This window comes from Hymenobacter sp. (assembly GCF_031398885.1).
Classification (GTDB): Bacteria; Bacteroidota; Bacteroidia; order Cytophagales; family Hymenobacteraceae; genus Hymenobacter.
The window spans coordinates 45239-69406 of record NZ_JANNOD010000025.1 but is presented as its reverse complement, the minus strand read 5'-3'; the positions used below and the strand labels follow the sequence as shown (position 1 = coordinate 69406).

General features: G+C 66.7%; 19 protein-coding genes. 14 read left to right on the top strand and 5 right to left on the bottom strand.

Annotation, left to right across the window (positions count from 1 at the left end):
- The first annotated feature begins 3 nt into the window (after positions 1–3).
- The 3 genes from RMO51_RS03995 to RMO51_RS03985 all read left to right on the top strand — a co-directional run bounded on the left by RMO51_RS03995 (position 4) and on the right by RMO51_RS03985 (position 2788).
- On the top strand, positions 4–756 hold the full coding sequence (locus RMO51_RS03995) for a polysaccharide deacetylase family protein (protein WP_310392220.1): 753 nt from the start codon (positions 4–6) through the stop codon (positions 754–756).
- Complete coding sequence (locus tag RMO51_RS03990; RefSeq protein ID WP_310392218.1) at positions 753–1868, top strand: glycosyltransferase; 1116 nt, start codon at positions 753–755, stop codon at positions 1866–1868. Before RMO51_RS03995 ends, RMO51_RS03990 begins: the two co-directional genes overlap by 4 nt.
- Before the next feature lie 152 nt (positions 1869–2020).
- Complete coding sequence (locus tag RMO51_RS03985) at positions 2021–2788, top strand: TatD family hydrolase (protein WP_310392216.1); 768 nt, start codon at positions 2021–2023, stop codon at positions 2786–2788.
- 82 nt (positions 2789–2870) lie between these two features.
- Here the strand turns inward: RMO51_RS03985 and RMO51_RS03980 are convergent, their stop codons facing one another.
- Positions 2871–5099, bottom strand: a complete 2229-nt coding sequence (locus RMO51_RS03980) for an MMPL family transporter (protein WP_310392215.1) — start codon at positions 5097–5099, stop codon at positions 2871–2873.
- 225 nt (positions 5100–5324) lie between these two features.
- Here RMO51_RS03980 and RMO51_RS03975 point away from each other — a divergent pair, with 225 nt between their 5' ends.
- From RMO51_RS03975 to RMO51_RS03965, 3 genes are all read left to right on the top strand, one after another.
- Positions 5325–6209, top strand: coding sequence for a hypothetical protein (locus tag RMO51_RS03975; protein WP_310392214.1), 885 nt, complete (start codon positions 5325–5327; stop codon positions 6207–6209).
- Complete coding sequence (locus tag RMO51_RS03970) at positions 6190–8952, top strand: PEP/pyruvate-binding domain-containing protein (RefSeq protein WP_310392212.1); 2763 nt, start codon at positions 6190–6192, stop codon at positions 8950–8952. The genes RMO51_RS03975 and RMO51_RS03970 overlap by 20 nt, the downstream gene beginning before the upstream one ends.
- Before the next feature lie 242 nt (positions 8953–9194).
- Positions 9195–10259 carry a hypothetical protein gene (locus RMO51_RS03965; protein WP_310392210.1) on the top strand — a complete coding sequence of 355 codons (1065 nt, stop codon included), beginning with the start codon at positions 9195–9197 and terminating at the stop codon, positions 10257–10259.
- Positions 10260–10289: 30 nt separating this feature from the next.
- Here RMO51_RS03965 and RMO51_RS03960 read toward each other — a convergent pair whose 3' ends face one another.
- From RMO51_RS03960 to RMO51_RS03950, 3 genes are all read right to left on the bottom strand, one after another.
- Entirely contained in the window at positions 10290–11534 is a 1245-nt protein-coding gene (locus RMO51_RS03960) for a phosphotransferase (protein WP_310392208.1), read from the bottom strand.
- 345 nt (positions 11535–11879) lie between these two features.
- Positions 11880–12983, bottom strand: a complete 1104-nt coding sequence (locus tag RMO51_RS03955) for a DUF3419 family protein (protein ID WP_310392205.1) — start codon at positions 12981–12983, stop codon at positions 11880–11882.
- Positions 12984–13096: 113 nt separating this feature from the next.
- Positions 13097–14584 carry an AMP-binding protein gene (locus tag RMO51_RS03950; RefSeq protein ID WP_310392204.1) on the bottom strand — a complete coding sequence of 496 codons (1488 nt, stop codon included), beginning with the start codon at positions 14582–14584 and terminating at the stop codon, positions 13097–13099.
- Positions 14585–14813: 229 nt separating this feature from the next.
- On the opposite strand from RMO51_RS03950, the gene RMO51_RS03945 reads away from it, so the two are divergent.
- From RMO51_RS03945 to RMO51_RS03910, 8 genes are all read left to right on the top strand, one after another.
- Positions 14814–15422 (top strand): carboxypeptidase-like regulatory domain-containing protein, encoded by a 609-nt coding sequence (locus RMO51_RS03945; RefSeq protein ID WP_310392203.1) that lies wholly within the window; start codon positions 14814–14816, stop codon positions 15420–15422.
- Entirely contained in the window at positions 15344–17074 is a 1731-nt protein-coding gene (locus RMO51_RS03940; protein WP_310392201.1) for a hypothetical protein, read from the top strand. Before RMO51_RS03945 ends, RMO51_RS03940 begins: the two co-directional genes overlap by 79 nt.
- A gap of 89 nt (positions 17075–17163) precedes the next feature.
- Positions 17164–18402, top strand: a complete 1239-nt coding sequence (locus tag RMO51_RS03935; RefSeq protein ID WP_310392199.1) for an AAA family ATPase — start codon at positions 17164–17166, stop codon at positions 18400–18402.
- A gap of 70 nt (positions 18403–18472) precedes the next feature.
- Positions 18473–19159 carry a hypothetical protein gene (locus RMO51_RS03930; protein ID WP_310392198.1) on the top strand — a complete coding sequence of 229 codons (687 nt, stop codon included), beginning with the start codon at positions 18473–18475 and terminating at the stop codon, positions 19157–19159.
- Positions 19160–19433: 274 nt separating this feature from the next.
- On the top strand, positions 19434–20762 hold the full coding sequence (locus tag RMO51_RS03925; protein WP_310392197.1) for a hypothetical protein: 1329 nt from the start codon (positions 19434–19436) through the stop codon (positions 20760–20762).
- Positions 20763–21010: 248 nt separating this feature from the next.
- The gene (locus RMO51_RS03920; protein WP_310392195.1) at positions 21011–21721 is read left to right on the top strand and encodes a hypothetical protein; all 711 of its coding nucleotides are present in this window, start codon (positions 21011–21013) and stop codon (positions 21719–21721) included.
- Positions 21722–21814: 93 nt separating this feature from the next.
- Positions 21815–22903: a histidine kinase gene (locus RMO51_RS03915; RefSeq protein WP_310392194.1), complete on the top strand. Its 1089-nt coding sequence runs from the start codon at positions 21815–21817 to the stop codon at positions 22901–22903.
- A 127-nt stretch (positions 22904–23030) separates the two neighbouring features.
- Complete coding sequence (locus tag RMO51_RS03910; protein ID WP_310392193.1) at positions 23031–23831, top strand: LytTR family DNA-binding domain-containing protein; 801 nt, start codon at positions 23031–23033, stop codon at positions 23829–23831.
- A 57-nt stretch (positions 23832–23888) separates the two neighbouring features.
- On the opposite strand, the gene RMO51_RS03905 is transcribed toward RMO51_RS03910, so the two are convergent.
- Positions 23889–24158: an FUSC family protein gene (locus RMO51_RS03905; protein ID WP_310392191.1), complete on the bottom strand. Its 270-nt coding sequence runs from the start codon at positions 24156–24158 to the stop codon at positions 23889–23891.
- Between the last annotated feature and the right edge of the window lie 10 nt (positions 24159–24168).

The following is a 24168-nucleotide window of genomic DNA, read 5'->3' as shown; positions in this document are numbered from 1 at the left end:
CCGATGCGCGCCCGGCTCCAAGCAGCCCTGCTCACCCGCCCGCCCCGGCTGCTGCACGCCCTGCTGCCCGGCTGCGAGTGGACCGGCCCGCCCGCCACGCCCGCCGGCGCCCCGGCCGTGTACCTGACCTTCGACGACGGCCCCGTGCCCGAGGAAACCCCGTGGGTGCTGGAGCAATTGGCTGCTTTTGGGGCCCAGGGCACGTTTTTTTGCGTGGGCGACAACCTGGCGCGCCACCCCGACATTGCCCGCGCCGCCCTGGCCGCCGGGCACCGGCTGGGCAACCACACCCAACACCACCGTAGCGCCTGGGCCACCGGCCGCGCCGGGTACCGGCGCGAAGTAGCCGCGTGCCAGGCCGTGCTCGGCGGCCTGCTGGCAACGGGCGGCCAGCACCCGGAAGTGAGGGGCGCTTTTCACCCAGCAACGGCCGGCGAAAAACCGGGCCTTGGCAACCAGCAACCGGCCGTCAGCAACGAGAAACCCCTTTTCCGTCCGCCCTACGGCCGCCTGACCTGGCCGCTGCTCGCCGCCCTGCGCCCGCAATTCCGGGTGGCCATGTGGTCGGTGCTGACGCGGGACTACGACCCCGACCTGCGCCCCGAAACCTGCCTGCGCCTCACCCTGGCCGCCGTGCGGCCCGGCGACGTGCTCGTGTTTCACGACAGCCGCAAGGCCAGCGCCCGGCTGCGGTACGTGCTGCCGCGGGTGCTGGCGCACCTGGCCGAGCGGGGCTATCAATTCCTGGCCCTGTGAGCAGTTTGGTGGCAGGCGGACTGCTGGTCTTTTTGGCGCTCTGGCTGCTGGGCCTGGCCTACGCCACCTGGTGCTTCGCCACCCGGCGCGGCGCCGTTCCAGCCGGGTCGCCGCCCGCGACGTGCCGCGTGAGCATCCTCCTCGCCGCCCGCGACGAAGAGCTGGCCTTGCCGCGCTGCCTGGCCAGCCTGCGGGCGCTCGACTACCCGGCGGAGTTGCTCGAAATCCTCGTCGGCGACGACGCCAGCACCGACCGCACCGCCGCCGTGGCCGCGGCGGCCATGCGCGGCTGGGCGGGTCGGTTCCGCATCATTCCCATTGTCGAGCCGATGGGGGAGGCCCGCGGCAAGGCCAACGTGCTGGCCCACCTGGCCCGGGAAGCCACCACCGATTTTTTCTTCATCACCGACGCCGACATTGCCGTGCCGCCCACCTGGATTGCGGCCCTGCTGGCCCACGCGGCGCCGGACGTGGGCACGGTCACGGGCATCACCGCCGTGCGCGGGCCGCGGGTGTTCGACCAGCTGCAGGGGCTCGACTGGCTGCTCTCCCTCAGCTTGGTGCAGGTGGTGAGCGACGGGGGCCGCCCGGTCACGGCCATGGGCAACAACATGCTCGTGATCCGCGCCGCCTACGAGGTCACCGGCGGCTACGAGGCCCTGCCCTTCTCCGTAACCGAGGACTTTGCCTTGTTCAAAGCGGTGGTGGCGGCGGGCTACGGCTTCCGGCACGCGTTCAGCCCGGCGGCGCGGGCCGATTCGCTTCCCGTTCCCACCTGGTCGGGCCTGCTGAAGCAGCGCCGCCGCTGGCTGCGCGGCGTGGAGGCCCTGCCGCGGCGCCTGCGGCTGGAGCTGCTGTTCTTCGGCGGTTTCTGGCCGGCGCTGGCGGGGCTGGCGTGGGCGGCGGGGCCGGGGCCCGCGCTGGGGGTGTGGGGGCTGAAGGTGCTGGTGCAGGGCGCCCTGGCCTACCTCGCCCACCGCCGCGCCGGGCTGCGGCTGCGCTGGCGGCTGCTGCCGCTGTTCGAGCTGTACACCCTGGGGCTCACGCTGGGCCTGGTCAGTTTCCGGCTGTTTGGTGGCGCCGTGGTCTGGAAGGGCCGGCGGTACGGGTAGCCGCGCCGGCCGCTTCCGGTGCCCCCCCGCCCCGCCGGTAAAGTGCAAAAAGCCAAAAGCGGCTTTCTTTGAGCAAAGTCCGAACCTACTCCAGGCCTACCCCGTACCTTCCCAACACTTTTCTTAAGTCGATTTCTTCGCAGAATACAAAAATGCACCTCACCGACTCCCACGCCCACCTCTACTCCGAGCAGTTCCGGCCCGACCGGTCCGAGGCCCTGCGCCGCGCCCAGGAGGCCGGCGTGCGCACCATCGTAATGCCCAACGTGGACCATTCCAGCATCGACGCCATGCTGGAGCTTGAAGCCCAGGCCCCGGAAACCTGCTTTGCCATGATGGGCCTGCACCCGTGCTCGGTCACCCGCAGCTTCGAGCAGGACCTGTACGAGGTGGAAACCTGGCTGGGCCGGCGCCCCTTCGCGGCCGTGGGCGAGGCCGGGCTCGACCTGCACTGGAACAAAACCCTGCTGGCCGAGCAGCAGGAAGCCCTCAAGATTCAGCTCCAGCTGGCCAAGACCCACCAGCTGCCCATCGTGCTACACACCCGCGAGGCCTTCACCGAAACCCTGGCCCTGGTGGAAGCCGCCCAGGACGGCACCCTGCGCGGGGTGTTCCACTGCTTCTCGGGCTCGCCCGAAGAGGCGGAGCAGGCCATCAAGCTGGGCTTTTTGCTGGGCATCGGGGGCGTAGCCACGTTCAAGAATGGCGGGGCCGACCAGGTGCTGCCCGGCCTCGACCTCAAGCACCTGCTGCTCGAAACCGACTGCCCCTACCTGGCCCCCGCCCCGCACCGCGGCAAGCGCAACGAGCCTGCCTACCTGCCGCTGGTGCTGCGCCGCGTGGCCGAGCTGCTGGGCAAAACCGAAGCCGAAGTGGCCGAAGCCACCACCCGCAACGCCGCCGCGCTGTTCAACCTGTGAGGGGGGCGCGGCCGAAGTGCTCTGAAGAGGGGAACGGCTTTGGCTGGTAGTCGCGTGATGCGTTCGGGACCGGGTGCTTGGCCTACTTCCGGTCGAACCAGGCCAGCACAATCGGGAGAATAATCAGTTCTCCGAACAGGGCCCCGGCGATGGCCCCGGCCGTGAGGGCGCCGAAGAGCTGCACCGTTTTCAGCGAGCCCAGCATCATGAACGCGTAGCCCCCGAACAGGATGGCGCTGGTGAGCACGATGGCCGGGCCCACGTGGGTGATGGTGGCCAGCCGGGCCGCCGCCGGGCCCTGACCCGCGCGGCGCTGCTGGCGGTAGTGGTAGATGAAGTGCATGGTGTCGTCGACGCTGAAGCTGAGCACGATGGCCGCGATGCTGGCCGTGGCCGTGTCGAGGGTGATGTCCAGCCAGCCCATCACGCCCAGCACCACCAGCACCGGAAACAGGTTGGGGACGACCGTGAGCAGGGCCAGCCGCACGTCGCGGATGAAGAGCCAGACCAGCCCAAACACCAGCCCGAAGGAGAGCAGCAAGCTGTTGGTCTGCGAAGTGGTGACGTATTGCACGATGCGGGCGTACATGGGCTGGTAGGCGGCCGGCGTCACGGTGGCCACCGCCCCCAGCGTGGCGCGGGCTAGGCGCAGCAGCGAGTCGGTTTTGGTCGTGAGCTGCCGGGCCGAAAGCATGGGGCCGGCCACCGTGAGGCGGCCCGTGGTCCCGGCACTGTCTTCGTACTGCCGGGCCAGGGCGGGGTAGTCGGCCAGTAGTTGCTCGTGGGTGAGGCGCAGCACCGAGGCGCTGGCCAGCGCGGCGCGGGCGCGGCGGCCGAGACGCGCCTCCAGCCCGCCCAGATACAGGGAGTGAAAGCCAAACACCCGCCCCACGCCCGGCAAGCCCCGGGCCGAGTCGGCGAAGGCCGCCGCGGCCTGCACCACGGCCGGGCTGTGCAGCGTGAGCCCGGCGTGCGGCTTCACCAACAGCTCCAGCGGCAAATACGCGCCCCAGGCGGCCTGCATGGCGGCGTGGTCGCGCACCACCAAGTGGGTGCTGGGAAAGTAGCCCAGGGTGTAGGTGTCGGCCCGCAGCCGGGGCAGGCCGGCGGCCAGGGCTAGCATCAGCAGCAGCGAAAAGCCGCCCAGCGCCCGCTGCTGGCGCAGCACCCAAGCGTAGAACCGGGCCAGCCGTGTGCTGGCCGCGCGGGTGCTGGGCGCGGCCGGGCGGGCCAGCGGCAGCAGCCACACCCCCAGGCCGTAGGTGAACAGCAGGCAAAAGGCAATGCCCACCGCCGCAAACGCCCCGAACGTGCGCAGGATGGCCATGGGGCTGGTGAGCAGCGCCAAAAAGCCGGCAATGGTGGTGCACATCGTGAACAGGCAGGGGTAGAGCGTGTCGCGCAACGCCCGCAGGGCCAAGTCCTTTCCGGTATCCGGGGCACTCGCCGCCAGCTGGTTGCGCTCGTTGATGACGTGCAGCGCGTCCATCAGCCCGAGCAGGATGATGACCACGGGCAGCAGCACGGTCATCAGGTTGAGGCGGTAGCCCAGGGCGCCGTACAGGCCCAGGGTAAGGTAGGTGGCCAGGCCCACCACGCCCAGCACGTAAAGCAGCAGCCGCCAGTCGCGGTAAATGAGCAGAAACAGCCCGCACATCAGCAGGTAGCCCACCCCCAGAAAAAAGCCAAAGTCCCGCTGCGATAGTGCGTTCAGGCCCGCGTACACCACGCCCACGCCGCCGAGGTGGGCGTGGCTGGCCGGAAAGTGCCGGTACACCACGGCCCGCACCTGGTCGAGCAGGGGCCCGCGCCGGTTGTCGAAATCGGGCGCGGTGCGCAGCGTCAGCAGCAGGCGGGCGGTGCGGTAGTCGGGGCTGAACAGCTGCTCGCGCAGCGTGGGCAGCCCTTGCAGCGTGGCCCGCACGGCCGCGCCGGTAGCGCCGGCCAGCAGCGGCGCGGCGTAGGCGCCCGTGATGGCGCGCCGGGGCACGGTGGCGTTGCCGGGTCCGAACACGCTGGCCACCGCGGGCAGGGCCGCCAGCTCGGCGCTCAGGCTGGTCAGGGCCCGCAGGCTGGCCGGGGCGAGCAGGTCGGCTTCCTGGGCGCGCACCACCACGATGACGACCTCGTCGTTGCCGAACTTCTGGCGGAACTCCTGGTAGGCGGCCAGGGCCGGGTCGCCGGGCAGGAACCACACGGCCAAGCTGTTGTCGACCACCAGCGCGGCCCGCACGCCCGGCCAGAGCGCGGCGCAAGCCAGCAGGGTAAGCGCGAGAAAGACCCAGCGAATGCGGTACAGCAACGAAACCATGACCGCAAAGCAAGCAGCTTTTGGGGTGGTTTGCTAGTGCTGGTTCATGAGTGTCAATGTCCCTGAATATTGCGAAGAGTATAATGATAATCAATTAGATGGGGAGTGTTAAGGCCCGGCGCGAAAGTCCCTGGCCGCAACAATTCGTGCTGACAAGTGGGCGCCGGCTGGTTCTCTTTGCGGCCTCTCGGGCCACTGTTCCCAGTCCGCTGGCTTCTTTGCATCATGAACCTGGTCAACTTTTGGGCGTACCTGCGCCAGCGCTTTCCCCCGGTCAACATGGCGCTGTTTGCCGTGCTGTTCCTCACGGTGTGGTCGGTGGCCACGGCGGCGGCCGGCCGCGCGGCGCTGGGCTGGCCGGAAGTGGGCGGCATCGCGGCCGCTATTTCGTTTTTCTTCCGCCTGCGGGTGTTCGATGAAATCAAGGACTTTGCCCTCGATGCCCAAAATCACCCCGAGCGGGTGCTGCAACAGGGCCGCGTAACGCTGCCGCAGCTCCAGCGCCTGGCCTGGGCCGGCGCCGGGCTGGAGCTGGCTTGGTCGGCCACGCGGGGGCGGGCGGCGCTGCTGGGCTGGGCCCTGGCGCTGGCCTACAGCCTGGCCATGCGCTACGAGTTTTTCGCGCCGGCCTGGCTGCGGGCCCGCCTGCTGCTCTACGCCGTCTCGCACATGCTCATCATGCCGCTCGTCATTGGCTGGCTGTGGCTGGCGTACGCGCTGCCGGCCGGCGCCGGGCTGGGCTGGCTGATGCTGCTGGCGCTGCTGGGCGGCTTCGCCTTCGAGCTGGCCCGCAAAACCCACGCCCCGGCCGCCGAGCGGGCCGGCGTCGACTCCTATTCCCGGGCGCTGGGGCTGGCGGGTGCGGTGGCGGGCGTGGGGCTGGTGCTGCTGACCAGCGCGGCGGCGCAAGCCGGGCTGCTGCGGCAACTACGCGCCCCGGCCTGGCCCTACGTCGTGCTGGGCGGGCTGCTGGCCCTCACGCTGGCCGCGTACGGGGCCGCGCTGGCCCGGCCCCGGGAGGCATTGTTCCGCCGCGCCGAAGTGCTGGTATCGCTGGTGATGCTGAGTAGCTACTTAACCCTCATTTTCCATGTCCACAGCGCCCGTTAGCCTGCTGATTGGTTCCCGCCCGTCGGCGCCGCCGGCCGGCCACACGGTGGGCGGCAAGGCCGCGGGCCTCTACCAGCTGCGCAAGCTGGGCCTGGCCGTACCGGAATTCGTGGTGATTCCGGCCGAGGTGTTCGACCCGCTGCTGGCCGGCCTCGGCACCGACGCCGCCGGGCTGGACGCCCGCCGCGCCGCGCTGCTGGCCGGTGCGCTGCCGGCCGCTATTCAGGCGGGCCTGGCGGGCGTGCTGGCCGAGTGGGACAACGCGGCCGTGGCCGTGCGCTCCTCGGTGGCCGACGAGGACGGCGCCCACGCGGCCTTTCCCGGCCTGATGGATTCCGTGCTGGGGGTGCGCGGCCGGGCCGCCGTGCTGGCGGCCGTGGCCCGCTGCGCCGCCAGTGCTTATTCCGAGCGGGCGCTGGCCTACCGGCGGCAGCGGGGCCTGGGGCTGGCGGCGCGGCCGGCCGTGGTGGTGCAGCGGCAGGTGGCGGCGGCAGCGGCGGGCGTGCTGTTCACCACCTTCCCCGAGTTCCCGGAGGAAATGGCCGTGCACGCGGTGTGGGGCCTGGGCGAGGGGCTGGTGGGGGGCGCGCTGGAGCCCGACGAATTTTACATCGACAAGCAAACTCGGCGGGAAACCCACCGGAAAATCGCGCTCAAAACCCAGCAGGTGCAGCCCCGGCCGGATGCCGCCCCGGGCCTGGTACCCGTGCCCGCCGCCCGCCGGGCGCAGGCCTGCCTGTCCACCAAAACGCTGGCCGAGCTGCGGCAGGCCGGGGCTTTTCTGGAAGACTTGCTCGGCGGCCCGCAGGACGTGGAGTTTGTGGTGGACGAGGATGAACAGCTTTGGCTGGTGCAGACCCGGCCCATTACCCAAGCCATTCCCAAGGTGGTGGTATACGACAATGCCAACATCCAGGAGAGCTACTGCGGCGTAACCACCCCGCTGACTTTCAGCTTCGCGCAGCGCGCTTACGCCACCGTGTACCGCCAAACCATGCGCACGCTGGGGCTGCCCGCCGCCACCATCGCCGCCCACGAGCCGGTGCTGACGCAGCTGCTGGGCCTGGTGCGGGGCCGGGTTTACTACAACATCAACAACTGGTACCGCGGCCTGCGGCTGCTGCCGGCCTTCCGCCAGAACAAGGCCGACCTGGAGCGCATGATGGGCCTGGAAGCCCCCGTCGACTTCGTGCAAAGCCACGCCAAGACGCTGCCCGAACGGCTGCGCCTGCTGCCCCGCCTGGCCCTGAACCTGGCCCGCCTGCTGCTGGCTTTCGCTCGCCTGCCCCGGCAAGTGGCGGCGTTTCAGCAGCGTTTTGAAGGAGAGTACCAGCGCTTCTACCGCCTGCCGCTGGCCGACCTGACCGCCCCCGCGCTACTGGCCGAGCGCGCCCGCCTCGATACCGCCCTGCTCGACCGCTGGACCACGCCCATCGTCAACGACTTCCGGGTGATGATGGCCAACGGCACCGTGGCCCGCCGCCTGCGCCGGGCCGGCCTGGCCGACCCTGACGAGTTCCTGAGCCGCTACTACGCCGCGGCCAACGCCGAGCTGGCCAGCGCCCGTCCTGCCCACGCCATGCAGGCCATTGCCCGGCGAGCCCAGGCCGAATACCCGCAGCTCGTGCCGCAGCTGCGCCAGCTGCCGCCCGACTTGCCCGCCCAGCTGCGGCGCATGGCCCCGGCCCTGCACGGCGCCATCGAAGCCTACCTCGCGCAGTACGGCGACCGCAGCATCGGGGAACTCAAGCTTGAAACCGAAACCATGCGCACCGATGAGCTGCTGTTCTACAAGTACCTGCGCAACTACTTCGGTGAAGATTCAACTGATGATTCCGCAACTGTTGGCTCCGGTGCCGCTGGTTTTGCGGCCACCGTGCCCACGGGTGCGGGAAGCTTGCACGAAGCCGCGGCAGCCGAGCTGCAAACCTTGCTGCGCGGCCACTCCACCTTTTTTGCCCGCCAGGTGTGGGGCAGCCTGCGGCAGTTGCAGCAGGCGCTGGCCCGGCGCGAAGAGCTGCGCCTCGACCGTACCCGCCTTTTCGGCATGTACCGCAGCCTCTACCGCGCCCTGGGGCAGCGATTGGTGGAAAGCGGTGCGCTGCGTGCGCCGCTGGATGTTTTTTACCTGACCGAAACCGAAATAGCCGCCGCCGCCCGCGAAACCGGTGCGGCCATCGAAACCGGTGTGGCCATCAAAGCTGAGGCAACTTCAATAAATCCCTGGCCGGCACTGGTGGCCAGCCGCCGCGCGGAGTTTGCCCGCTACCGCACCGAAACCGTGCCCGGCCGGGTAAGCCTGCCCAGCCGCGCGGCCACCGCTCCGCTTGCGGCCGACGCCGCTGCCCTGGCGGCTGGCACCTTGCGCGGCACCGGCTGCTACCCCGGCCGCGTATCCGGCGAGGTCATCCTCATCGCCGAGCCCGGCGACAGCCTGGCCGTGGCCGGCCGCATCGTGGCCGCCTCGCGCACCGACCCGGGCTGGGCGGCCCTGTTCCCGACCTGCCGCGGGGTGCTCATCGAGCGCGGCTCGGCCCTGTCGCATTCCGTGATTCTGCTGCGCGAGCTGGGCATTCCCACCATCATCAACATCCCGAACCTGTGCCAGCGCCTGCGCTCCGGCCAGCCCCTGACCATGGACGGCGCCAGCGGGGAAATCATTAGCGAAGCTGATGGGGTAGCAAGTGACGATAGAGGGCCCGCGCAGCCAGCAGGTCAGGTAGCCTCTTGCGCGGGAGAATAGCTTGTTTGGCTCCCGTGCCGACGCTGCTTGTCCTGCTTATCTGCGTCCGCGCAGCGAAGCACCCTCTCACCGCTGAACCGAATCATTCCGACCCGAGAAGATGCTTCGCTGCGCGGACGCCAGATGAGCAGGACAGCCAATTGGATTACTGTCACATGCGGGATGTCGCGCTGAGTGGAGCGGTGTTTTGGTTTCTTTTCCTACTGTTTTTCTACCGCTTCCAACTTCCACCTGCCCCATCCATGCTTGAGCGCATTCCTTACGCTGGCCACTTGCCGGCTGGCTTTTTTTCGCTGGCCGAGGCGCCATATGCGAGCCTGCCATTCGCCCCCGAGGAAAGCGCGGCCCAGGTGCAGCAGCTGCTGACGTGGGAAGCCGCCCGGCACGACATCATTATCTATACCGACCACCGGCATTTGCGCCTCGTGGGCTTGTTCCCGCACCACGGCGACGCGGCGTACTTCGGCTTCTGGGAAACCACCGACGATGCCGCGCTGAATGCGCAGGCGTTTGGGCTGCTCGCGGCCGACGCGGCCCGTTTCGGCAAAACCACCATCAGCGGGCCGCTGCACTTCAGCACCTACCACCGCTACCGCCTGCGCCTGGGCCCGGCGCCCAGTTGGCAGCAGTTCGACCGCGAGCCGGTGAACCCGGCCTACTACCCGGCCCTGCTGCACCACGCGGGCCTCACCCCGGCGCTGACTTTTGAAAGCCGCCTGCTGCGGGCCGAAACCGTGCCGCGGGTGTACCTGGAAAAGAACCCCGCGCTGGAGCTACTGCCGCAAATCCCCTTCGACTTTATCCCGGTGACCCCGGAAAACTGGGCCCTGCTCGCCGACGACATCTTTCAGCTGATTCACGAAATATTCAGCCTGAACCCGGCCTACCAACCGGTGGGGCGGGCGCAGTTTGATTTGCTGTACAACCCGCAGTACGCCGCCAAGCTGTGCCCGCATTCGTCGGTGCTGTTTCGGGACCGGGCCAGCGGGCGGCTGGCGGCCCTCAGCTTGTGCCACCCCAACTACCACGCCTTGCGCCTGCCCGCCGGGGAGTCGCCGGTTTTTGCCCGCGACTACCCCCGGCTGCCCCGCAAAACCCTGCTGGCCAAAACCGTGGGCGTGCACCCGGATTTCCGCCAGCGCGGCCTGATGGACCTGCTGGCCGCCTACGCCATGCGCCGCTTCCAGACTTATTACGAGGAAATCATCTTCTGCCTGATGCGCGCCGACAATTACTCGCTGCGCTTCACCGACGGCCTGGCCGTGGAAACGGCGCACTACGCGCTATTTGAGCGCCGCGTGAATTAAGCCGCCGCTCTCTGGTCGTTACGAAGCGAGCTATGCGCTCCGCGAAACCTGTTTTAGCCTTGTGAAACCTTGCGCTAAAATGCGTTGGTCGTCAGCCAGCGCCTCTAAATCGAGGTCTTTAATGGTGTCGAAAAAACTGTTCACGACGCGCGGCAGGTAGGGGTAGGGGCTCACGGCGTGCGCCATGAGGTACATGCCCAGGCGGTGCAGGCCGAAGTCGAGCGCGGCCAGCCGGAAGCCTTCGCGGAAGTGGGCGGCGTCGCCGAACTGGCCGGTGAGGGCGTGCAGGGCCTGGCGGTAGTGCTCCAGGTACAGCGGCCGCAGGTGGTAGCGGTCGGCGTCGAGCACGAAGGCGAGCAGCTCTACCACGTCGTACTGCGGCAGGTGGTAGGTGGCCAGCTCCCAGTCGTAGGCGCAGAGGCGCAGCTGGCCGGCGGCATCGCGCTTGAAGCAAGTATTGCGCGGGTTCAAGTCGTTGTGCACCAGCGTGAGGGGGTGCTGCTCCAGCCGCGCCCAGTAGGCCGGAATGCGGGCAATGGCCTGGCGGAGCTGGGCTTCCCGGGCCGGGCCGTAGAGGTCGGGGAAGCGGGTGGCGGCGTTGGTCAGCAGGGCTTCCCAGAGGGGCGCCAGTTGCTGCATGAAGGCGCCGCCGGGCACGTCGGGGCCGTAGTTGGCGCGGGCCGTGGGCGTGGGGGCGAGGTGGGCGGCGTGCCAGGCGGCCACCTGCGTGAGGGCGGCGCGGAGGTGGGCGTCGGTCCAGCGCTCGGGCGCCAGCACGGAGTTGAGCAGCTCCACGGTGCGGCCTTCTTCCAGGTATTCGAGCAGCACGAGGTAGGTGTCGCGGGCGGGGTCGGCGTGGGTGGCCCACACGTGGGGCAGCAGGCCGCTGGGGTCGGCCTGGCCGTAGGCTTGCAGCTCGCGCCAGTGGGTGTGCTCGAAGCCGGTGAGGGCCTGAAACTCGGGGTAGATTTCGGCCACCGGGCCGCCGCAGGCCCCGGCCAGGCCGGTGAGCATGGCGGCAATCTCGCGCCCGGCAGGCTTGAGCTTGAGCACCAGGCGCTGGGTTTGGGGGCGGCCGTCGGCCCGGAGCTGCACTTCGAGACCGAAGTGGCCCACCGGCTTGTCGGAGCAGCCGGCGGTGAGGGCCGTGAGGATGCTCGACGAGCTGTCGAGAGCCAGGGGCCGCACGCGCTCGACGCGGATGTTGCGGGCGGGCGCGTGGCGGCGCATTATCTCTTCCAGAAACGCGGGGCTGAAGTAGTCGGCGGTCGTCATGGCGGGGGTGAGATTGAGCTGAAAATCAACGGCCCGAAATAACGACTGGCTTTAGTTGGCTGGTGCTGGCGGCGGCGGAAATATATGGGTTTTAGGGATTTTTCAAACGTCGAATGAAAAGGTCTGACAAATTTGTTTGCAATGCTTTAATAGATTAAAAACGCGGTTCTGCCTCACATGCTGAAATGAAAAATATGACTTTATAATTTTGCTGAACGAGGGTTTTTGGAGGAGTATTAGGAACACATCACCGGCTAAAATTGGACGCTTGAAAAGCAGCGTTTCGTCAGCAACCAGAGCAGCTTTCGAGTTTTCGGTGCCGCGGTTTTCTTGACTGGGCTTTGGTTAAGCGGGCCCGCCCCATTCCAGCACCCGCACGCCGCCAAAGTAGAAGCAGGCTTCCCGGTCGGAAAGCTGTTGGGAAAGGTCGGGCAGCAGCGGCACGACGGGCGTGCGGGCCGGGGCCTGCGCCAGCAGCAGGTTCCAGAACACCAGCCGGAGCGGGCGGGCGGCGGTGCGGCCCAGCGCCTGGCATACCTGCTCGAACTCGGCGGGGCTGACGTACTCAAAAATGTTGGACAAGCTGGCCTTGGTGATGTCCTGGCCCGCGGCCGAGAGCAGATAGGCGGTGGCTTCGCCGCTGGCGATGCGCAGCCGGGGCAGCTGCGCCCGGAGCTGGGCGTAATGGCGGCCCTGGTAGCAGGGCGGCAGGATGTTTTCCGGCAAATTCGTCGGGCCAAAAAAGAAGAACCGGGCGAAAAAATTGTCGCGCAGCAGCTCCCGCTGCACCTGCTGCCGCAGCCGCTGGTAAAACAGCTCGCCGCCCGAGGCCGCCGCGTACTTAAACAACTGCGGGTCGCGGCCTTTGCTCAGGTTGGCGGCGTCGAAGTATTCGATGAACTGCTGGCGGAAAGCACTGGCGGGCGCTTCCACCACCGCCTCAAAATACGCCTGTTGCTCGGCCACGGTGTCAAAGGCCAGCAGCTGCCGCAGCTGCGCCTGCACCGGACCGCTGAGGGTGCTCAGAAAGCCAGCGACGTAGGTTTCGAGCCGCCCCGCGCCGAGCAGGCCCGCCGGGTTATTGGCAAAAAATGCCGCCCAGAACGGCCGGGTGTTGGGCGCTAAACCGGGCTCAACTTGCTGCCAGGCGGCGGCTACCGGCACCGGGCCGTCCAGGCCCAGCAGCGCCCGAAACACCGGGTAATCGTGCCGCAGGATGACGTGCCGCTTCAGTTCTAGCAGCCGGTTTTGTTCCGGGTTGAGGTCGATGGCCGTGACTTGGCGCGGGCCTTGAAGCAGGGCATTGAGCACATTGCAGCCCGCACCGGTGATGACAAGGGCGTGGTCGTCGGGGCCGAGTTGCAGGGCTTCGTATAGCGTGGCGCTGCCTTCCCAGACTAGGGAATAGCGCAGGCGGTCGAGCGCAACGTGCTGAAATTCGGAATTCATGAGGGCTGATGTGGTGAGGCGCGGGCTGATTTCTCGCGGAGGTCCGCGGAGGTAAAACGCAGAGGTTCGCAGCGGGCTGATGGCGTTGGCAGCCCAAGTTGCTTTTGTTGCCGCTACGGCAGCTCGGAGTAGCGAATTTTGGAGTGGTGGCGCGCGTCGACGGGCAAGTGGGCGCGGAAATGGACGGCCGTGCAGGCCGCGGCGGGAAAGTGCAGGGCCAGCGCGGTGCGCACCGCCGCTTCGGCAGCAGTGCCTTGGATGTGGACGGCGAAGCCCGTCGCGCCGGGGCGGGCCGCCACGCGCTCCACGCCCGGCAGGTGCTGGAGCACGTGTTCGAGCTGGTAGTGCTGGGTGCCGTGGCGAATGGTTTCGTTGCCCTGGCGGCCGGTGAGGCAGAGCTGCCCGTCGGCCCGCAGGTAGCCAAAGTCGCCGGTGCGCAGCCAGCCGCCCGGCGCGGGGCTGGCCACGTGGGGCCCGCGCACCAGGATTTCGCCCACCTCGGCGCGCGCGTCCCCGGGCAAAGTCAACTCCCCGAGCGGTTCCAGTCTCAGCTCCAACGAACTGTGCACGGGGCCCACCAGGTAGCCCAACGCCGGGTTGGCCGGCACCGGGCCCAGGGGCCGCACGGCAATGGGCTCGGCTTCGGACGAGCCGTAGATGACGTACACGGTGGCGTTGGGAAACACGGCTTGCAGCGCGTGGACCAGCCATTCGGGCACCGGCGAGCCGCCCACGCCCAGGGCCTGCACCGTTGGCAGGCCGCCCGGCTGCTGACTCAGTACGGGCAGCAGCCGCTGGAAGTAAAACGCGTTGCCGGTTAGGGTGTGCACTTGCTCCCGCAGCAGCTGCGCCACCACCAGCGCCGGGTCGAAGGCGGAAATATCAGCCCAGGATACTTGGGGCAGAACGCTGGCCGTGCCCGTGGCCAGGTTGTGCAGCAGCACGTTGGGGAAAAGCGGAAAGTCGCGCTGCCCCGGCCCGGGCGGGAAAATGGCGGCCAGCACCGCCGACTGCGCGCCCAGCACCTGGTGGGTGCGCACAATCTGCTTCGGCGCGCCGGTAGAGCCGGAAGTGTGCGTGATGAGCGCCGGCTGAGTGGGCGGCACGGGCTGCGGGGCCTGCTCCAGATTCGGCGGGATACTTCCGGGCGCGGGGCGGCGCGCTGGCACCAGTCTGAGGCCAAAGCAGCGGGCTAGCAGCGCCAACCCGAAACCGGGCTGGCGCGGTACCAGGGCCGCCACCACGTCACCGCGGCGCGCCAGGCCCAGCAGCTGCCGCGCCGTGGCCCGGGCCGGGGGCAGCACCGCCACCGCCCCGTGGGCTAGCACGCCCAGCAGCGCGCCCACCAACTCGTAGCTGACCGGCACCAGCAGCAGCACCCGCTGCCCGGGCCGCACCCCGGCCGCCGTCAGGCGCTGCCTTATTTCGGCCACGAAGGCGGCAATGTCGGCCCCGGAATACGTTTCGGCGGCCGGCGTCCGGTCAGATGTCACCTCGCTGGGTGCCGCCTCGCCGGGCGCGGCCGCTGGCCAGGTGAGCAGCGTCTGCGCGGGCTGGTTGCGCAGGGTGTGGGCAATGCGGGCGTAGAAGTTGGCGGACATAGAAAGGCTCTGGCGCAAGCCGGCCGGGCGGCTAAGCACGGGCGTGGCATCGGGCGGGGCTGCAAACAACGCACATCTGCGGCAACCGGCGCGGTGCTCACCACCTCAACAAAACGGTTGTCGGCTCGCGGCTGCGTTTCATCCGCGCCATCCGACGCTTCGGCAACACAAAGTTGAACGTGGGTGGGGCCGGCCGGCACCTTTGAACCAGTACTTAACCGCTGGCCCCATGAAAACCCTGCTACTCCCGCTGCTCCTGTTGCCCGTGCTGCTCACGGCCGCCCGTTCCGCCGCCGCTCAATCCACCCCGGCGGCCAGTCAGGCGCTTAGTTCATCAGTCACCGAATTCTCCGGCACGGTGCGCGACGGCGACGGCCAGCCGCTGCCGGGCGTGAACGTGTTCCTGAAAACCACTTTCGACGGGGCCAGCACCGATTCGCTGGGCCGCTTCCGGTTCCGCAGCGGTGCCGCCGGGCCGCTGCCGCTGGTAGTCACCTTCATCGGCTACGAGCCGCTGGAACTGGCCGTGACTCTGGGCCAGGGCGCGGTGGCCTTGCCCAACCTCCGGCTGAAAGCTAGCCGCGCCGCCCTCGGCGATGTAGTGGTGACGGCCGGGGCCTTCGAAGCCAGCGACGAGAAGCGCGCCGCCGTGCTCAAGCCGTTCGACATCCTGACCACGGCCGGGGCGCTGGCTGACGTGGCCGGCGCCCTCAACACCCTGCCCGGCACCAGCCGCAACGGCGAAGAGGGAAGCTGTTCGTGCGCGGCGGGGCGGCCGGCGAAACCAAGCAGTTCCTCGACGGGCTGCCGCTGCAAAGCCCGTACGGGGCCACGGTAAGCGGCACGCCCGCCCGGGGCCGGTTTTCGCCCACCCTCTTCAAGGGCACGGTGTTCAGCACCGGCGGCTACTCGGCCGAGTACGGGCAGGCGCTGTCGGCGGCCGTGATTCTGAACACCCAGGACCTGGCGCCGGAAACGCAGACGGGCATCACGCTGCTCTCGCTGGGCTCCGTGGGCCTGTCGCAGCAGCAGCGCTGGGAGCGGGCCTCGCTGGCCGTGACGGGCGACTACATGAACATGCGGCCCTACTTCGGGGTGGTGCCGCAGCGGGTGCTCACGGCCTACGAAAACGGCAGCGGCTCGGTGGCCTTCCGGCAGCGGACCGGCGCGGCGGGCATGCTCAAGGCCTACGGTGCCGTCACGAAAGCCCACATCGGCGTGCGCACCCCGGCCGTGGGCTGGGAAAACGGCCAGCCCGTGGACCTGCGGAACACCAACGCCTACCTCAACACCTCGTTCCGCAGCCCGCTCCGCGGGGGCTGGAGCGTGAACACCGGCCTGGCCGCCACCCGCGACGAGCAAACCATTGCCCTCGGCACCCAGGGTGACTTGCCCAACATCAGCCACGTGCACGAGCTGGAGGAGTCCGTGGTGGGCCGGGTGGTGCTCACTAACGACTCGGTGGGCACCTACTGGAACCTGAAAGTGGGCGCCGAGGGCCTGGGCCAGCGCTTTGGCCAGCAGGCTCGGCAGCAGGCCGAAAGCGGCGCCACCGACCTGCCCCGCCGCGCCTTCGCCGAGCAGCGGGCCGCCGGCTTTGCCGAAGCCAACGTCTCCTTCACCAGCCAGCTGGCCGGCCGGGTGGGGGCCCGCACCGAGTACTCGGCCGTGCTGGGCCGCTGGAACGCCGCCCCGCGCGCCGCCCTGGCCTACCAGCTCGACGACGCCAGCCAAGTATCGGCCGCCTACGGGCAGTTCTACCAAACGCCCGCCAACGACCTGCTGCTGAGTGCCCACGCCAACCCCGCGCTGCGCTTCGAGCGGGCCGACCACTACCTGCTCACCTACCAGCGCATCCGCGCCGACCGCACGCTGCGGGTGGAGGGCTACTACAAAAACTACGACCACCTCACCCGCTTCGACGCCGCCACCCAGTTTCAGCCCACCAGCTATCAGAGCACCGGCGGCGGCTACGCCCGCGGCGTGGACCTGTTCTGGCGCGACCGCAAGACCGTGAAGAACCTGGACTATTGGGTAAGCTACGGCCTGCTCGACACCAAGCGCCAGCAGCGCCTCGACCCCGCGCAGGCCGTGCCCACGTTCGCCTCGCGCCACAACGTGAGCGTGGTGGGCAAGTACTGGCTGGGCAAGCTGCACACGCTGGTGGGCGCCACGGCCAGCTACAGCAGCCCCCGCCTCAGCTACGACCCCAGCTTCCGGGCCATCAGCACGCCCAGCTACCAGGATTTGAGCGTGAATTTTAGCTACGTCACCTCGTTTCGGAAGAACCTGACCATCGTGCACGTGTCGGCCTCCAACCTGCTGGGGCGCGCCAACGTGTTCGGCTACCGCTACGGCGCCACGCCCAACGACCAGGGCGCTTACCAGCGGGTCGATGTCACGCCCTCGGCCCCGCGCATGGTGTTCGTGGTGCTGATGATGTCCATCAACAAGGCCCGGCCCGCCGACACGAGCGTGGCCCCGGAGTAGGGGCGTCAGTGAGCGGCATCAGCTACTCCGGGTAGTGGTGCGTAGTTTCGCAGCCCACCTGCCGGGTGCTGTTTTTAAGTTGTAGTTATATGATAAATCGTCACGAATTTCCTTATCTGCAATCCCTCGTCATCAACGATGCCTACGCCGTCAAGAACCTGACCGTGCCGGTGTTTCAAGCCGGCGAGGAGTTCAAGCATCTGATTCTGACGGGACGCAACGGGTCGGGGAAAACGACGGTGTTGCGGGAGTTGAACACGATTATTATTAACGACTACACATCTCGTCAAACAAGAGGTCAGCATGTTGAAGAGCTCAAATCACTAATAGACAATGACCACAACGCGCAGCCCTCTATTAAGGCTGCTTGGCAAAAAGGTGTTGTAGAGTATAGCAGGATTGAGCCGGCTTTCGCTAAGGTCGATGCACTTCCTTACTCGGGATTTCTGGTATTCAAAGACCAAATCATCTTTGCTTTTTTTGAGGCCACCCGGAAGATTGATGTCAAGGATGTAGCAACCGTCACGCGGGAGGATGCATTAGATAAGCAGCTTTCAAATCCGCAACCGAACCAATCTCCCGCCGAGTTCTTCAAGCAGTACCTCGTCAACAAAAAGGTCTTCCAGGTTTTCGATGCCATGGATGGCAAGAAGGAAGGCGCGAAACAACAAGCACTATTTTTCGCCAAGCTAGAAGATACCCTCGCCAAAATCTTCGAGGACCCCGGCACCAAGCTTGAATTCGTTCGTGAAAATTTCGAGTTTTATATCAACCTTTCCGATGGCCGCCGCTTCACCTTCAACCAACTTTCGGCGGGCTTTTCCGCTTTCCTCAGCATCCTCACCGAGCTGCTGATGCGCATCGACCTGCTGCGCAAACAGGCCAGCGACTACACCTACGACCCCTGTGGCTTCGTGCTGATTGACGAGCCCGAAACGCACCTGCATTTGGAAATGCAGTACCAGATACTGCCGCTGCTCACCGAGTTGTTTCCGAACCTGCAGTTCATCGTTGCCACGCACTCCCCGGCCGTTGCGTCCAGCATCAAAAATGCCACGGTGTTTGACCTCAGCACGGGGCAGGCCATGGGCGACCAAGCAGCGGGCAGCAGTTATTCGGAGTTGATGCAAACGCACTTTGGCGTCGAAAATGAATATTCCAACGTGGCCGATGCCATCATCAAGCGCATCAACGAGCTGGCGCAGCTACCCGACAAAGCCGACGCCCGCCGACAGCTTCAGGAATTACTCGTAAGTGAAGGCCGGTACATGTCGCCAGCTTTGCGGCTAGAGGTCGAAGCCCAACTCATCGGATTAGAGGTCGAATAGTAAGCCGCTGCTCCGAATGATACGCCTCAACCGTCCTGCCGCAGCGCCGGCCGCCCTATCCGCGCCCGCAGTGCAACGCTACCTCACCGCCTATGCCAACTACCAGGCCAGTCCGACGGCTACCACCGCCCCCGACCGGCCCAGCGGTTACCGAAGCTCGGACCTGCTCGCGGCGTTTGATGAACATTTCTACGCGAAATGCTACCTCACTGAACAGAAGTTTGCCAGCTCCTGGGAAATGGATGTGGACCACTTTGTTCCGTTCGCCGACGACCCCAGCCGGGTTTTTGACTGGAACAATCTCCTGCCCATTGCCCATAAGGCCAACCTGCTGCGCGACAAACGCCTTCCCGCTGGTGGCCTACTCGACCCTTGTGTTGCCACCGATGATGTAGAAAACAACATTTACTACACGCTGGCGGCAATGGGTGAAATGCCTGGTTTCAAAGCCAAAGACCCCGCCAATCAGAAAGCAGTCAACACGGCTATCTTACTCGATAAGGTGCATAACGGCAATGGTAGCGCAAGTGGAGAAGCCAGCACCCGCGAGGTGCGTTACCTCATTGAAAAGCGCTACAAAGAACTTCTACTGGCGTGGGGAGAGTACAACCGCGCCCGTGCCGAAAACGACGCGCAGGATATTGCTCAGGCCGAGGCCGAACTGCGAACATTGCTGTCACGCAAGGCCTCATTTACGATGCTCATGCGCTCCTTGCCTTTCGTGCGCAAGACCGTTCCGCCGGACTTATTGGATTGAGGCTGCGTACTCCTGTTTGGCTCAATGGTTAGGGCATACAACGCCAGTTTGACAGCCAGACACAGACTGGCCTCTTTGAAAAGCGGCCGCTCCCAACTGGGGGTGGCCGCTTTTTTATTTCCTCCCCGTCCGGCGCGGCCGACGCTTCGTCCGCCTCATCCGACGCTTCGGCCACAGGAAATTTTACCAGCTGCCGCGCGCTGCCACCTTTGAATCACCAGCCCCGGCGGCGACGCCTTCGTTCTGGTTTCCCCACCCTTTCTCGTTTCGCATCATGAAAAAGCTATTGTTTCGCGGGCTGCTGGTCCTTTTCCTGCTGCCGGTGCTGCTGCTCGGGCTAGGCGGGGCGGGCTACGCGGTTTATGCCTGGCTTACGTTGGGGCAGCCCGATCCGGCCACGTTGGCGTACCTGCGGGGGCAGCAGCGCACGGTTCCGATGGACGGAACGGCCGCTTTTCCCGACTTTGAGGCCGGCTTTTATGCCAACCAGTTGTTTTTGCTGGGCGAGTCGCACGGCAGCGCCGCGCCCCAGGAGCTAGATTTTGCTCTGCTGCGGCACCTAAACCAGAAAACGGGCCTGCGCAACTACGTGGCCGAGATTGACCCCAGTCAAGCGTTTTTCTTCAACCGCTACCTGGCCACCGGCCACGAGTCCGACTTGCAAACCGTGTTTCGTGCCTGGGACGGCAAGGAGCAGTGGGGCAACCAGGATTTTTACGACAAAGTGCGCCGTATCCGTCAGCTAAACCAGACGCTGCCCCCCGCGGCTCGCATCCGCTTCATTGGCCTTGACCGCTTTCAGGACACGGGCATCGCCCTCCAGCACCTGCGCGCCATCCTGGCCCAGGAGCCGGTTGCGGCGGGCCGTAGCGCCGTGCTCGACACCCTGCGGGGTCTGAGCGCGGGCGCTCCGCCCACCCAGCAGGCGCTGGCCCAGCTGGCGCACCGGCTTCTGCCCGCTTTCGGCCCCGATTCGGCCGCGGGGGGGCTGTCGGTGGCGGGCCGCGCACAAATAGCTCAGGTGCTGCGCAACGCTTCTTACTTGCAGGGCCCGCGCATCCGCCGCGACAGCGTGATGCTGCTCAATTTGCAAGCCGACTACGAGCGCCTGGGGCTGCAACAGGAGAAAATGTACAGGCTGTGGGGGGTTTACCATGTCCTGCAATCAGCGGTGAGCAACAGTCAGCCTTTCGCGGCGCTGGTGCGTTCCTCGGCGCTGCCGCTGCGCGGGCGGGTGGTTTCGGTGGCCATTTTCGCCGCCGCCAGCGAAACCATGATTCCCGCCGGTGCCATCCCGGCCGCCGTGCGCCCCCCCGAGCGGAGCGTGAACGTGGGCTGGCTGAATTCGGCGGGGCCGGTGGTGCTCGTGCCGGGCATTCGGGACCTGCTGGCCGCGGCCCCGGCCGGCGCTCCGCTCACCTTGTTCCGGCTCGACGCGCCCCAGGCACCCTACCGCCACTCGTTGCGGCTGGTCACCACCCGGGCCCCGCTGATGAACCAGACCCTGGCCCCCACCCGCACCGGGGCCGCCACCACCGACTACTTCCAGTACGCCGTGCTGCTGCGCAATTCGGCGGCCGTGCGGCCACTGGTCATCAGATAGCCAGTCCCTGTCCCTCCGCCAGGCTGTCCCCGGCACCTTTCCGAGCCTGCTGCCCCGCGCCCCAGTTCGTCTGCATCGACGCTTCGTCCGTCTCATCCGACGCTTCGGTAACAAGGATTTTCGGCCGCCTCAGCCCGCTGCCACCTTTGAATCATCAACGCCGGCAGCGCAACCGGCCGCTGCTCCGGAAGCGCCAAGCCTCACATTTTCAAAATTTACACATTTCTCACATTCATTTTGTCAAGCTCATGAAAAAGCACCTGCTCTTCCTCGCCCTGGCCGCCGCTTCGTTCCCGGCCGCCGCCCAGTCCCAGCCCGCCGCCCCGGCCGTAGTGGCCCAACCGGTGACCGCCGCGCCCAACGCCTTTACCCAGATGATGGTGGCCACCATCGCCGAGCAGAACGCGGCTACCACGCCGGCCGCCGTGCAGGCCAATCTGGCCAAGCTGGAGCGGGCCGCCGCCGCCGCGCCCGCCGCCTGGGAGCCCCGCTACTACCAGGCCCGCGCCTACCTCAAGCTGGGCTTTGCCGGCAAGGACAGCGACGCGCAGGACAAGCTGTTCGACCAGGCCCAGGCCGCCCTCGACGCCGCCAAAAAGCTGCCCGGCGCCGACCAGGCCGAACTGCTCATCCTGCAGGCCTACGTGCTGCAGGGCCGCATCATGGTGAGCCCGATGACGCGCGGCGTGGTGTATACGGGCCGCGTGCAGGAAGCCCTGGGCCAGGCCCAGGCCCTGGCGCCGAACAACCCCCGGGTATACCTGCTGCGCGCCAACGACCTGAATTTCCGGCCGGCCGTGTTCGGCGGGGGCGCCGAGAAAGCCAAGCCGCTGTATGAAAAGGCCAAGGTGTTATTCGGCACCTTCAAGCCCGCCACGGCCCTGAGCCCGACCTGGGGCGAGAAAAACGCCGACGCTGTACTAGCCAAAATCTCGGCCGACTTCGCCGCCAACAAATAATTCTGTTCCTGCCCGCATGGGGGCGTCGCCGGCTGGTGGCGCCCCCGTACGGGCTTTCTCTTTACTTTGATGCCAACTTCCCCGCCCTCGTCCGTGGCTGCTCCCGAATCCCGCGCGCCCTTCACCGGCGGCTACCTGCCGATTACGAGTTCGTGGCCCAGCGTGTGGAAGGCCCTGCGCGTCCTGCTGCTGCTCTCGCTCGTCATCAGCGCGCTGGTAAATCCCGGGGCGCTGCGCAGCGGGTCGGAGTTTGCCATCACCTACGCCTACACGCTCATGTACAGCACGGGCCTGTGGCTCACCAACGGCTTCGTGGTGGAGTGGCTCAACCGCCGCTACGCCTGGACGGTGCAGCCCGGCCGGCGCCTGCTGCTCACGCTGAGCGTGTCGCTGGGCGGCTCGCTGCTGGTCATTCTGCTCATGAACGCCGTGCTGTTGGTGATGCAGGGCAAGCCGGTAGCCCGATTGTTTACCGCGGCCATGTACTGGCAGGTGCTGCTGCCGCTCATCATCACGGTCATCATCTCGCTGTTCAACCACAGCCGGGCGTTCTTCTTCCAGTGGCGCGATGCCGCCGTGCGGGCCGAGCGCCTCGAAAAAGAAACCGCCGTGGCCCGCCTCGACTCGCTGCGCCGGCAGGTGGACCCGCACTTCCTGTTCAACTCCCTGAACGCGCTCACGAGCCTGGTGGAAGAAAACGACCCCGTCCGGGCCGTGCGCTTCATCCGCCAGCTCAGCCAAGTGTACCGCTACGTGCTCGACAGCGAAAGCCAGGAGCTGGTGCCGCTGGCTGATGAAATACGCTTCGCCGAAAGCTATTTATTCCTCCAGAAAACCCGCCTGGGCGAGGCGCTGGCCGTGGAAATGACCCTGCCGCCGCCCGCCGAGCTGGCCGCTTTCTTCGTGCCGCCCCTGGCCCTGCAGCTGCTGCTCGAAAACGTCGTCAAGCACAACACCGCCTTCCAGGCCGACCCGCTGCGCCTGCGCGTGACCCTCGACGCGGCGGCCCGCATCCTCACCGTGCGCAACACGCTGCGCCCGCGCCGCCTGGCCCCGGGCGAGTCGTCGGGCCTGGGCCTGAAAAACCTGGCCGCCCGCTACGCCTTCCTCACCAGCAAGCCCCTGGTGATTGGCAAGGACGGCGCCGAGTTTGTGGTGAGCTTGCCCCTGCTGACATTGTAACATCATGTCGAGCGCAGCCGAGACATCTCGCGTGCGGCAGTAATTAATGCCATTACAACGAAACAAGCGAGATGTCTCGGCTGCGCTCGACATGACGTTCTTTTGTTTCTGCTACTTCCTCAACAACATGTCCCTCCGCGCCCTCATTGTCGAAGACGAACCGCTGGCCGCCCGCCGCTTGGCCGACCTGTTGGTCCGCCAGGCCGAGCCCGTGCAGGTGCTCGGCATGGCCGAATCGGTGGTCCAGGCCGTGGCCCTGCTCGAAAGCACGCAGCCCGCGCCGGACGTGCTGTTCCTGGACATTCACCTGGCCGACGGCCTCAGCTTCGAGCTGTTCGAGCGGACGCAGGTGCGCTGCCCGGTCATCTTCACCACCGCCTACGACCAGTACGCCCTGCAAGCCTTCAAGGTGAACAGCGTGGACTACCTGCTCAAGCCCATCGACGAAGAAGAGCTGACCGCCGCCCTGCGCAAGCTGCGCGCCCTGCGGGCCGCCGCGGTTGCCGCGCCCGCCGCCCCCGCTTTCGACCCCGGCCTGCTGGCCCAATTGATGCAGCAGATGCAGCAGGCGCCGCCGGCCGCCAGCTACAAAACCCAGTTTGTGGTGCGCGTGGGCGAGCACCTGAAGGTGGTGCCCGTGGACCAGATTGCCTACTTCTTCAGCCTCGAAAAAGCCACCTTCCTGCAAACCACCGAGGGCCGCAAGTACGTGGTCGACTACACGATGGACCAGCTCGAAACCCTGCTCGACCCACGCCGCTTCTTCCGCCTCAACCGCGCCTACCTGGCCCAGCAGCTGGCCATCCAGGACATCATCCACTACACCAACTCCCGCCTGCAAACCGTGCTCCGGCCCACCGCCCCCGACGCCCAGGTGCTGGTGAGCCGCGAGAAAGTACAGGTGTTCAAAAGCTGGCTGGATAGGTAAATTTTTCGCTGACCGCAGTGCGCGAAACCGCGGCCAGCAAAAAATTTACCTGCTCGCTTACTTGTTTCTTGCTGCTATTTCCGCCCGAACGCTTTGTAATTTTTCTTTCAATCCTTTACCGGAGCGAACGAAAATCAGGATGAAGAGCAGCGGTAACCCGAGTGAAAAAGTGAAGCCCTTATTAACCACGGAGAAAACGGCCACACCCGCCATGAGCCCGATGATGAATTGATGGGTGAGCAGGGAGGTTTTTCGTTTCTTTTGCTCCGCCAGCAATTCCTGCATATTTAGCTCCGACAGGTTTGGGTCTTCTTCGGGATTGGCCATGTTGTTTGGT